This window comes from Nocardiopsis sp. MG754419 (assembly GCF_018207095.1).
Lineage (GTDB): Bacteria > Actinomycetota > Actinomycetes > Streptosporangiales > Streptosporangiaceae > Nocardiopsis.
Genome location: NZ_QOCZ01000171.1, coordinates 1 through 10906, shown reverse-complemented (window position 1 = coordinate 10906; position 10906 = coordinate 1). Strand labels below are relative to the sequence as shown.

General features: G+C 72.6%; 10 protein-coding genes. 6 read left to right on the top strand and 4 right to left on the bottom strand.

All coding sequences use genetic code 11. The features are described from left to right. Positions 1 to 94: 94 nt before the first annotated feature. Positions 95 to 727, bottom strand: a complete 633-nt coding sequence (locus tag DSY14_RS24080; protein WP_211718898.1) for an NAD(P)-dependent oxidoreductase — start codon at positions 725 to 727, stop codon at positions 95 to 97. A gap of 267 nt (positions 728 to 994) precedes the next feature. On the opposite strand from DSY14_RS24080, the gene DSY14_RS24075 reads away from it, so the two are divergent. Then, positions 995 to 1564 carry a TetR/AcrR family transcriptional regulator gene (locus tag DSY14_RS24075; RefSeq protein ID WP_211718897.1) on the top strand — a complete coding sequence of 190 codons (570 nt, stop codon included), beginning with the start codon at positions 995 to 997 and terminating at the stop codon, positions 1562 to 1564. A gap of 198 nt (positions 1565 to 1762) precedes the next feature. On the opposite strand, the gene DSY14_RS24070 is transcribed toward DSY14_RS24075, so the two are convergent. From DSY14_RS24070 to DSY14_RS24060, 3 genes are all read right to left on the bottom strand, one after another. Beyond that, a complete protein-coding gene (locus DSY14_RS24070; RefSeq protein ID WP_211718896.1) occupies positions 1763 to 2821 on the bottom strand; it encodes a hypothetical protein in 1059 nt (352 codons plus the stop codon). Beyond that, complete coding sequence (locus DSY14_RS24065; protein WP_211718895.1) at positions 2818 to 4230, bottom strand: hypothetical protein; 1413 nt, start codon at positions 4228 to 4230, stop codon at positions 2818 to 2820. The genes DSY14_RS24070 and DSY14_RS24065 overlap by 4 nt, the downstream gene beginning before the upstream one ends. 180 nt (positions 4231 to 4410) lie before the next feature. After that, on the bottom strand, positions 4411 to 5151 hold the full coding sequence (locus tag DSY14_RS24060; protein WP_211718894.1) for a GntR family transcriptional regulator: 741 nt from the start codon (positions 5149 to 5151) through the stop codon (positions 4411 to 4413). 133 nt (positions 5152 to 5284) lie between these two features. Between DSY14_RS24060 and DSY14_RS24055 the strand changes: the two genes are divergently transcribed. The 5 genes from DSY14_RS24055 to iolD form a co-directional block, all read left to right on the top strand. Beyond that, positions 5285 to 6286, top strand: coding sequence for a Gfo/Idh/MocA family oxidoreductase (locus tag DSY14_RS24055; RefSeq protein ID WP_211718893.1), 1002 nt, complete (start codon positions 5285 to 5287; stop codon positions 6284 to 6286). Then, positions 6283 to 7266, top strand: coding sequence for a 5-dehydro-2-deoxygluconokinase (gene iolC, locus DSY14_RS24050; protein WP_307851319.1), 984 nt, complete (start codon positions 6283 to 6285; stop codon positions 7264 to 7266). Before DSY14_RS24055 ends, iolC begins: the two co-directional genes overlap by 4 nt. Continuing rightward, positions 7256 to 8215 carry an aldolase gene (locus DSY14_RS24045; protein ID WP_249188372.1) on the top strand — a complete coding sequence of 320 codons (960 nt, stop codon included), beginning with the start codon at positions 7256 to 7258 and terminating at the stop codon, positions 8213 to 8215. Before iolC ends, DSY14_RS24045 begins: the two co-directional genes overlap by 11 nt. Continuing rightward, positions 8212 to 9099: a 5-deoxy-glucuronate isomerase gene (gene iolB, locus DSY14_RS24040; protein ID WP_211718892.1), complete on the top strand. Its 888-nt coding sequence runs from the start codon at positions 8212 to 8214 to the stop codon at positions 9097 to 9099. Before DSY14_RS24045 ends, iolB begins: the two co-directional genes overlap by 4 nt. 95 nt (positions 9100 to 9194) lie before the next feature. Then, positions 9195 to 10906: 3D-(3,5/4)-trihydroxycyclohexane-1,2-dione acylhydrolase (decyclizing) (iolD, locus tag DSY14_RS24035; protein WP_249188373.1), on the top strand; the 1712-nt coding region annotated here is incomplete at its 3' end.

Genomic DNA, 10906 nt, shown 5'->3' with positions numbered 1-10906 from the left:
GGCCGGTGGGACGTCGCAATCCACACCGATACCGGAGGCCCTCTTGTCGTGTGTCGGGCGGGGTGGGTGTTACCAACCTCCGTGGTCAGTACAGCTAGGCGACGACCGTGAACATCCGCCGAGGGTGGGCGCCGGCCTCCACCTCGTCCACCATCGCGACCGCGTAGTCGGCGTGGCTGATCCGGCTCCGGCCCGACTCGTCGGTGAGCAGGACGTCGCCGCCCGCGCGGTAGCGACCGGTGCGTGCTCCGTCGCCGACCAGCTCGATGGGCGGCGCCAGATAGGTCCAGAGCACGTCGCGGTTGATCTTGTACAGGAAGTAGACCCGCTCCATGGTGCGCGCCGCGTCGCGCCTGGGGCCGCGGGCGATGCTCTCCTGCCAGTAGATCGAGGTGCGGGAGTCGTCGGTGAACAGGTGTCCGGGACTGCCGACGGTGATGAGGCGGGTCGGGGTGCGGGCCAGCAGCCACAACAGGTGGCGGTTGACGTCCAGGTGCGCGCGCTCGCGCCCCGGTGCGACCTGGTGGGCGTTGATCAGGACGTCGAACTCCGCCATGTCGGGGCGGGTGAGGTCCAGAGGGTCGCGTCGGATCGCGGGCACGGGTGCGGCCCAGCGCTCCGTGTCGTCCACGAACGCGGTCACGTGGTGGCCGCGTGCCGCGGCCTCGGTCGCGATGTGTTCGGCGAGTCCACCGGAGACGCCGATGATGCCGATGCTTCTGGTCATGGGATTTTCCTGCATGGGAACCCCCTGGGAAATGATGTGCGCTCCACTCACGTTGGCAGGGGTCGGCGTGAACCGGGGGAGGCCGACCTCGTGGCGGAGACGTCTCCGCCACACACGACAACTTAACGGAGAACCCTCCGTCAAACAAGACCCGAGTTCTGTGCTCCCTGCCTCAGGACTACTCCGCGTCTCTTCCGAACCGCGCCCCACCATCGGATACGCTGTGACGGAGAAGTCTCCGTGACGCTGGCCGGAGGAAGGTCGTCCATGTCGACGAAGCGTGTCGAACAACTGCACGCACAGGGACTTCGCACGCGCGCCTGCCTGCTGGACGTCGCGCGCGAGGTCTTCGAGGAGTGTCATGACGCCTCGCTCAACTCCATCGCCAAGAGGGCGGGGGTGGGCATCGGTACCCTCTACCGACACTTCCCCACCCGCGAGGAACTGGTCTTCGAGCTCTATCGCGACCAGGTCCAACGGCTCGTCCTGGCCTCCGAGGAACTGCTGCGGACCCATCCTCCGCTGGAGGCCTTCCGTCTGTGGATGGAGCGCTTCGCCCGCTACGCCATGACCAAGGCCGGGCTCATGGAGGTGCTGCGCACCGCCACCGCGCACGGTCGCTTCGCCCAGGAGGCCCGGGGGCCGGTCACCGGGGCGGTCGAACAGCTGCTCGCCGCCAACCGCGAGGCGGGCACCCTGCGTGAGGACCTGACCGCCGACGACGTCCTGCTGGCCGTGGCCGGCCTGTACCAGCTCGATCCCTCCGCCGAGGACTGGGAACAGCGCGCCCATCGGCTCCTCGAACTGGTCCTGTGCGGTCTGCGCCGACGCGACTGAGCGCACCGGTCACAGGGGGTCCGGGCGCCTCTCGCACGCCGCACCGGAGGTGCCACTTCGGTCCGGTCGTGTCCACGCCCCCGGGAAGCGCGCTCTAGCGAGCCTTGAGGCCGGTGCCGCGCCCTCGCCCCGACCGGTGCCGCGCCCACATGTCCGGGTTCAGCAGGCCCGCCAACCCCGCCCGCGCGATCCGGTCGATCACCTCCTCCTCGGTGACCTCCAACGCCCGCGCGGCCCGGTCGATCTCCCCACCCGCCGCCGCCAGCGTCCGCAACAGGTGCCCCGGCGCACCTGTGCGGTCGACAGCCGGAAGGTGCTCAGGTAGGCGGGTCGTCCGTCCGCGGCGGTGATCACCTCGCCCACGTGTGGCCCGCCCCCGCGGACCAACGGCGGGCACAGGCGCCACAGTGCGAAGGCGTCGCGTTCCCCCACCCGGTGGAACGTGGTGTCCTGCGCGGTGAGTACCGGCGGCATGAGTGCGTCCCGGCCGCGTGCCGAGGCGGCGCGGCTCTCGGCCACCGCCCGGCGCAGGTCGTCCAGGGAGCGGATCCCCCGTTTCGGCAGCGGCTCGTAGAGGGAGGGAACCGGTGCGGCCACCCCGCCCCACGCGTGCAGGGTCCCACCGAACAGGTCCCACAGAAGTGACGGATGCAGGGTCCGGTAGTCGTCCGGGTGCGGGGTCAGGTGTACCGAGGCCGGTTCGTCGCCCACGTACAGCACCACGCCGCACTGGTCGGTGTGGACCTCGAACACCTCCAACGCCCGGGACAGGTCGCCCACCTCGGCGCCCGTGTAGGCCGTCTCCTTCGGCACGCGCAGGCGCTCGGTGCGCAGCAGGGTGCGGGCCAGCCGCTCCCACGCGATGGTGGTGACCGAGAACCGCAGGGCCAGGTGCCCCTCCACGTTCACCGACCAGGGCAGGAACCTCGGTCGTTCGAGGTCGCCACGTCCCCGGTCCCTGCCGTCGACCGGCCGGATCCGCGCGGGCGAGGGCGGTTCCCAGGGGGAGCACAGCCGGGTCCCGTAGGAGACCATGGGCAGAGGATCCTCCTCCCAGTGTGCGACGTAGGCGTGCGGCAGGTAGGCCACCGGATCCGGTACCCCCTCGTCCCGGGTCGGGCCCGTCCCGGACAGGGCCGGGTGCAGCCGCAGCCCCTCCACCGGTGTCCTGCGCAGCAACGGGACGAGGCGCACGTTGCCCCATCTCTGGTCCGGGCCGGTGGTCACTCCCTCCATCGACAGGTGCGGGCGGGTCATCGCTCCTCCAGGTAGGTCGCGACCGCGGCGTCCATGTGGGCGCGCAGGTCGGCCAGGCCGGACCGGCCCTGCCCGAACCGGGCGAGCTCCACGAGCGATGGCAGCGTCGCCGGGTCGTGCAGTCCCAGCGTGGGCACCGCCGGCGACAGGCGGCGTGGGGCCGTGCCCTCCCCGTCCAGCGCCGGGTTCAGATGCACCATCGACACGGTGTGCCCGGGGTCCAGGCGGCTCCGCCACACCCGAAGGGTGTCGGAGAGCAGTTCGGGTGCGCTGTCGTGGCCGTCGGAGACCACCACCACCCGCGCCGGCGAGCAGGCCAACGCGTCCAGGATCCGCTCCGCCAGGAGGGTGGGGCCCGTCGGCCGCACCGTGAGGTGATCGGTGTGCCCGGACAGCCAGAAGGTCGTGGAACCGGGGGAGAGCACCGACACCAGGGACCGGCAGGCCAGGGCGACGGCCAACGGGCGGTTGCGCCGCACCGGAGAACCGAACGAGGAATAGCTGTCGTCCAGCACCAGTGCGGTGTCCGGCCAGCTCCCCGCCGCGTCCCCGGCCGCCCGTCGCGCCGACGCCTCCAACGCCGACTCCAGTTCCGCGCGCCGCTCCCGGCGCTGATCGACGGGCAACCCCACCACGTAGGAGCACAGGCGCATCAGCGGTGCGTCGCCCACGGCGCCCAGGGGAGTGGTTCCCGCGCGCCGTGCGCTCTCGGTCAGACGCAGGCGCTCGTCCCGGGTGGTGCGCTCCGCGATCGAAGCGAGGAACCGCTCCCGTGGCACACCGTGTCGGGCTGCGAAGCCCTCCGCGACCGTGAACGGCAGTGCGTAGAGGTCGCGCGCCGCGTGGAAGGCGCGACCGTGGGCCCGCAGCAACGGGTCCTCGTAGCGCGCCCGCCGTCGGTCGGCCGGCGAGGAGAAGACGAACCGGTCGATCTCGTCCGGTAGCCGCAGGCGCGCGTGCCGGGCGGCGTCGCGCAGACCCTTGCGGTACTTGATCGCGTCCAGGGCCGGATGGGGGCGCTGGAGCAGCCAGTCCCGCATGGTGGCCCGGGTACGCCGGTTGTTCACGTGTTCGGCCGCCAACCGGCGGAAGAGTCGGTAGACCCGCTGTGGTGGCGTGCGCGCCAAACGTCGCCGAATGAGTGCGTTCTGCCGGGGGTGGCCGTCGCCCGGCCGGGAGAGCAGGGTGTGCACGATGCGCAGGGCGTTGTGGTCGTTGACGTGCAGAGCGAGCATCGCCGCGTACAGGTCCGGGAGGGTCTGGTGCACGTACTCGTGCAGGAAGTCCAGGCCGAGGCCCTGCCGCTCGGCTCCCGCGTGGAACTCGCGCTGTCCGGTCCCCGAGATCGCCGCTCCCGCGAACATCAGGAGGTCCTCGCAGGCCAGCAGGTCGGTGTAGGTGTCGTCCATCGTCTCCGCCGGGGGGTGGGGGCCGGTCGGGGAGCAGCGGCGCGAACAGCGTGAAGGGTGCTGATAAGGCAGTTCTCGCAAGTCGCGGTCAAGTCCCACGACCGGCCGGGCCCGACGCTAGCAAAGCCGCCTTTCCGGGGCCAGGTGGTTTTACACCGGCGTACTGTGGCCCCGCGCGCCTCAGCCGGTGAGGGTGAGTTCGAAGGCGTAGCGAGAGGCGCGGTACACGTGCGCCCCCACCTCCACCACACACCCGGTGTCGTCGTAGACCACACGGTCCATGGTGAGCAGGGGTGCGCCCGGGGGCTCGTCCAGGGCGTCGGCCTCGGCCGCGGTGGCGTTGCGCGCGCCGATGCTCTGGGAGGCGATCTTCAGCGTCACCCCCGCCGCGCGCAGCAGACGGTAGAGCCCCTGTTCGGACAGCTTCTCCTCGTCCAGGTCCACCAGGCCCAGGGGCACGTGGTTGCGCATGAGCGCCAGGGGTTCGCCCCTGGCCAGGCGCAGCCGTTCGAGCACGTACACCTCGGTGTCGGGGGCCAGGTCCATCTGCGCGGCGACCGGGGCGGGCGGCACCTCGACGGTCAGGCGCAGCACCCGGGTCCGTGGTTCCTCGCCCACCCGCGCCAGGTCGTCGTAGAGGCTGGACAGCTCCACCGGGCGCCGGACACGGGGGCGTACCACCTGGGTGCCCACGCCGCGTTTGCGCACCACCATGCCCCGGTCCACCAGGTACTCGATGGCCTGACGCAGCGTCGGTCGGGACAACCCCAACCGTTCGGCGAGCACGAGTTCGTTCTCCAGGCGGGTGCCGGCGGGCAGCTCACCGGCCATGATCCGCCGTTCCAGTTCCTGGGCGACCTGGAAGTAGAGCGGTACCGGGCTGCTGCGGTCCAGCGCGATGGAGATGGGGTGGTGGGGCACGGACGCTTCCTCGTGGCGCGGAGTGTGGCTTCGAGGTTACTACATCAGTATGTCCGGACAAAGTATTGACAGTGAGAAGGCCACGGGTGAGCATGAGGCCCGGATGTGACGCGCGCAACACCCAGGGAGCCCCATGCGCATTGGCCTGGTCGGAACCGGCCGCATCGGACAGTCACACGCCGCCGCCCTGCGGGCCCGCCCCGAGGTGGCCGAACTCCTGCTCGCCGACGTCGACCCCCACCGCGCCCGTACCGTCGCCCACGAGGTCGGAGCCCGTACGGCGGAGGTGGGAGCGCTCCTGCGGCCCGGCGCCGTGGACGCCCTGGTGATCGCCGCCGCCACCCCCGCCCACCCCGAACTGATCCTGGCCGGGGTCGACGCGGGGATCCCCGTCTTCTGCGAGAAACCGGTCGCCCCCACGGTCGCCGAGACCGTCCGGGTCCTGGAACGGGTCCAGCGCGCGCGGGTACCGGTGCACATCGGGTTCATGCGCCGCTTCGACCCCGGCTACCGGCGGGCCCGTCACGCCGTGCGCGAGGGCACCCTCGGCGACCTCCATCGGGTCCATGCCCTGACCTGCGACATGGCGCCTCCGCCCGCCGCCTACGTCGCTTCCTCCGGCGGCCTGTTCCGGGACTGTCACGTCCACGACTTCGACATCCTGCGCTGGGTCACCGGACGCGAGGTCGAGGAGGTCTTCGCCTACGGGGTCAACCGGGGCGCCGCCTACTTCGCCGACCACGGTGACATCGACACCTCCGGTGCGGTGCTGCGCCTGGACGACGGGACCCTCGCCACCCTGCAGGGGTCGCGTTACAACGGTGCCGGGTACGACGTGCGCATGGAACTGGCCGGTTCCCGCTCCACCCTGGTCGTCGGACTGGACGACCGCGCGCCCCTGCGGTCGGCCGAACCCGGGACCGACTTTCCCGCGGGGGAGCCGTGGGAGGTGTTCTGGCCCCGGTTCACCGCGGCCTACGAGGCCGAGATCGGCGCGTTCGTCGCCATGGTCGTCGACGGAGCCCCCAGCCCCTGCACGGTCGCCGACGCGCTCGAAGCGGTCCTGGTAGCCGAGGCGGCCGACCTGTCGCGTCGGGAACATCGCCCCGTGCGAACGGCGGAGGTGCGCCCGTGAGCCCGGCCCCGGATCCACGACCGACCCCGCCCCACCCGGAGGTGCTCACCATCGGTCGCGTCGGGGTGGACGTCTATCCGCGGCAGGTCGGGGTCGGCCTGGACGAGGTGGAGTCGTTCGGCAAGTTCCTCGGCGGCAGCGCGACCAACGTCGCGGTGGCCGCCGCGCGCCACGGACGCTCCAGCGCCGTCATCACACGGACCGGTGAGGACCCGCTGGGCCGGTTCGTCCACCGTGCCCTGCGGGGTTTCGGGGTGGACGACCGCTTCGTCACCGCCGTGCCCGGCGTCGCCACGCCCATCACCCTGTGCGAACTCTTCCCGCCCGACGACTTCCCGCTGTACTTCTACGGCCGCGACCCCGCCCCCGACCTGCTCATCGAGGCCGACGATCTGGACCTGTCCGCGGTGACCGGCGCCGACCTTTTCTGGGCCACCGGTACCGGACTGTGCCGCGACCCCGGACGCACCGCCACGCTCGCCGCCCTGCGGGCCCGGGACCGCCGTCACCCGACGGTGCTGGACCTGGACTACCGCCCCATGTTCTGGCCCTCGCGTGAGGAGGCCCGACGGTACGTGTCCGAGGCCCTGCCCCTGGCGACGGTGGCCTGCGGGAACGTCGACGAATGGGAGACGGCCGTGGGCACGCGCGACCCCGTCGAAGCGGCCCGCCGGGGCCGCGAGCGGGGTCTGTCGCTGGCCGTGGTCAAGCAGGGTCCCGCCGGGGTCCTGGCCGCCGACGCCACCGGCCTGCACCGGTCACCCCCGGTGCCGGTGGAGGTGGTCAACGGGCTGGGGGCCGGTGACGCCTTCGGTGGGGCGCTGTGCCACGGACTGCTCTCCGGTTGGCCGATCGAGCGCACCCTACGGTTCGCCAACGTCGCGGGCGCCCTCGTCGCCTCGCGTCTGGCCTGCTCCGACGCCATGCCCACCACCGCCGAGGTCCTCGCCGCACGGGAGGAGACACCCGATGCCTCGTGACGTCGCCCCTCCGTCCGCACCCTCGCGCGCGACGGTCGTGGGCCCCCACCCCCCGACCGGACCGGTCACACCCGAGCGCGTCCGCGCGATCACCGAGACCCGACTGACCCGTCCCACCGCCATCACCGAGGCCGCCGACCGTCGGTCCCGACCCGAGGCCCCGGTCGGTCCCTCGGGGCGGGCGCTCATCATCGCCGCCGACCACCCGGCGCGCGGATCGCTGCGCGCGGGGCGGCGGCCCCAGGCCATGGCCGACCGCGCCGATCTGCTGTCCCGCCTGTGCCGGGCCCTGGACCGGCCGGGCGTCACCGGGGTGCTGGGCACAGCCGACGTCCTGGACGACCTGCTCCTGTTGGGGGCCCTCGAAGGGAAGACGGTGTTCGGGTCGATGAACCGGGGCGGCCTGGTGGGCGCCGACTGGGAGATCGACGACCGCTTCACCGGCTGCACCGCCCGAGGTCTGCTCCGCGCCGGGTTCGAGGGCGGCAAGATGCTGCTGCGACTGGACTACGCCGACGGTCGCACCGCCCGCACCCTGGAGCACTGCGCCCGGGCCGTGTCCGAACTGGCCGACGCCGGGTTGGTCGCGATGGTGGAACCGTTCGTCTCCGGCCGCCCGGACGGTCCCGGCCAGGGGCTGCGCAACGACCTGTCCACCGAGGCCGTCGTGCGCGCCGCCGGGATCGCCGCCGGGCTCGGTCCCTCCTCGGCCCACACCTGGCTCAAACTCCCCGCCGTGGACGACATGGAGCGTGTCGCCGCGGCCACGACCCTGCCCACGGTCATCCTGGGCGGGGAGGTCGCCGCGGATCCGGACGCCGCGTACGCCCGCTGGGCCAGGGCCCTGGAACCACCGAACGTCATCGGGCTGGCCGTGGGCCGGTCCCTGCTGTATCCGGCCGACGACGACGTCGAGGCCGCCGTCGACACCGCTGTGGGGTTGCTGTGAGCACCGAACATCACCTGTCCGCGCTGAGCACCGCCCAGCCGCCGTTCCGCACCGTCGTCACCCCCGACACCGCCGGGTGGGGGTTCTCGGGACTGCGGGTCCTGGAACTCCAACCCGGTCACTCGGCCGAGATCACCACCGGGGACTCCGAGACCCTGGTTCTGCCCCTGGAGGGCGGGTGCACCGTCGCCCTGGACTCGGTGGTCTTCGAGGTGGAGGGCCGCGAGAACGTGTTCTCCCGGGTGAGCGACTTCGTGTACCTGCCGCGCGGCGCCCGGGCCACGATCACCAGCGAGAGCGGGGGGCGTTTCGCGCTCCCGGCCTCGCGCTGCGACCGCGCCCTGCCCGCCCGCCACGGGCGCGCCGAGGACGTCCCCGTGGAGCTGCGCGGTGCCGGACAGAGCAGCCGACAGGTCAACAACCTCTGCCTGCCCGGGACCTTCGCCGCCGACCGGCTCCTGGTGTGCGAGGTCCTCACCCCCGCGGCGAACTGGTCGTCGTATCCGCCGCACAAGCACGACGAGGCGAGCGCGACCGAAGCGGAGCTGGAGGAGATCTACTACTTCGAGGTCGCCGACGGCCCGCACGGGCACGGTGTGGGCTACCACCGGGTGCACGGCACCCCCCGGCGTCCCATCGAGGTCCTGGCGGAGGTGCGCAGCGAGGACGTGGTGCTGGTCCCGCACGGGTGGCACGGGCCGTCCATGGCCGCCCCCGGCTACGACCTGTACTACCTCAACGTCATGGCGGGGCCGGGTGCCGAACGGGCGTGGCGGATCAGCGACCACCCGAACCACGCCTGGGTCCGTGACACCTGGGCCGCGCAGCCGATGGACCCGAGGCTGCCGTTGTGCTCGGCCCGAGGCAGAGGAGATCGTGGGTGAACGCGTCCGTCCCGCCCACCGAGCCCACCGATCCCACCGGTGCGTCCGACTCCGACGCCTCCGCCCGGACCGTCCGGCTCACCACCGCCCAGGCGTTGGTCCGGTTCCTGGCCGCCCAGTACACCGAACGCGACGGCGAACGCCGCCGCCTCATCGCCGGGGTGTGGGGCATCTTCGGACACGGCAACGTCGCCGGGCTCGGCCAGGCCCTGCTCCAGGCGGCCGTCACCGGCGAGGCGGACCTTCCCTACCACCTGGCCCGCAACGAACAGGCGATGGTGCACACCGCCGCCGCCTACGCCAAGGCCGCGGACCGGCTCGGCACGTACGCCTGCACCGCCTCCACCGGACCCGGGTCCACCAACATGGTGACCGGAGCGGCCCTGGCCACCACCAACCGTGTCCCCGTCCTGCTGCTCCCCTCGGACATGTTCGCCGGCCGCACCGTCGATCCCGCGCTGCAACAACTGGAGGACCCGCGGGCGGGGGACGTGACCGTCAACGACAGCCTGCGGCCGGTCTCGCGCTACTGGGATCGCGTCACCCGTCCCGAACAGCTCGTTCCCGCCGCCCTGGCGGCGATGCGCGTGCTCACCGACCCGGTGGAGACCGGCGCCGTCACCCTGTGTCTGCCCCAGGACGTCCAGGCCGAGGCGCACGACTGGCCCCGGGAGTTCTTCCGTGAACGCGTCTGGCGCGTGGGGCGCCCCCCGCCCGAACCCGAGGCCCTGGCCCGCGCGGTCGAGCTGATCCGGGCCGCCCGCCGGCCCCTGCTGGTGGCCGGGGGCGGTGTGGTGTACGCGCGGGCCACGGCCGCGCTGCGCGCCCTCGCCGAGTCCACCGGCATCCCCGTCGCCGACACCCACGCCGGCAAGGGCGCCCTGCCCTGGGACCATCCCCGCGCGGTGGGCGGTCTCGGCTCCACCGGGGCGCGGTCGGCCAACGACCTCGCGCGCGAGGCCGACCTGGTGATCGGGGTTGGTACCCGGTACAGCGACTTCACCACCGCCAGCCGCACGCTCTTCCAGGACCCGCACGTGCGCTTCGTCAACGTCAACGTCGCCCGCGTCGACGCCGCCAAGCTGTCCGCGACCGAGGTCGTCGCCGACGCCCGCATCGCCCTCACCGGGCTGCGCGAGGCCCTGGCCGGGTGGCGGGTGGACCCCGAGTACGAACGCCGCTCACGTGCACTGGCCACGGCGTGGACCGCCGAGACCGACGGCCTCCGCCGTGCCGCGCCCTCCGAGGGACGCGCGGCGCAGAGCGCCGTCATCGGCGCGGTCAACGACGTCCTCGACGATCGGGACGTGGTCGTCAACGCGGCCGGGAGCATGCCCGGCGACCTGCAGATGATCTGGCGGGCGCGGGACCCCAAGGGCTACCACGTGGAGTACGCCTACTCGTGCATGGGCTACGAGATCGCCGCGGGACTCGGCGTGAAACTGGCCGCGCCCGATCGTCACGTGTGCGTCCTGGTCGGCGACGGTTCCTTCCTCATGCTCGCCCAGGAGATCGCCACGCTGGTCGCCGAACACGTCGCGATCACCATCGTCGTGGTCGACAACCAGGGGTTCGCCTCCATCGGGGCCCTGTCCGAGAGCGTGGGCTCCCGGCGTTTCGGCACCGCCTACCGGTACCGCGACCCCGACACCGGGATGCTGGACGGACCCCCGCTGCCCGTGGACCCCGCCACCATCGCCGCCGGCCTTGGCGCCCACGTGATCCGGGTCGAGGAACCCGACGACTTGACCGACGCCCTGCACCGGGCCCGCGCGGCCCGGACCACCACCGTCGTCCACGTGCGGAC